At 65.0% G+C, this 223-nt stretch carries 1 protein-coding gene; it reads right to left on the bottom strand.

The genetic code is table 11. The features are described from left to right. A partial coding sequence (locus OEB96_RS00065) for a transposase (protein ID WP_266213331.1) occupies positions 1 to 216 on the bottom strand: 216 nt, incomplete at its 3' end. Positions 217 to 223 lie beyond the last annotated feature (7 nt).

Genomic DNA, 223 nt, shown 5'->3' on the forward strand with positions numbered 1-223 from the left:
GAGCCTCGCGAGCTCCGCTCGCTCCTCCGACGTCATCGGGCCGTTGGGATCGGCGGCCTGGTCGATCTCCGCTTGCTTGATCCAACTCCGCAGGACGCTGACGCCCACGTCGAGATCCCGGGCCACCTCGGCGATGGACTTGCGTGAGCCGAGCGCGATCTTGACGGCCTCGGCCTTCTGCTCGGCGGTGAAGACTCTCCTCTTTCTCTTACCCATTTGGTCT

Source organism: Paraliomyxa miuraensis (assembly GCF_026337845.1).
GTDB classification, from domain to species: Bacteria; Myxococcota_A; Polyangia; order Nannocystales; family Nannocystaceae; genus Paraliomyxa; species Paraliomyxa miuraensis.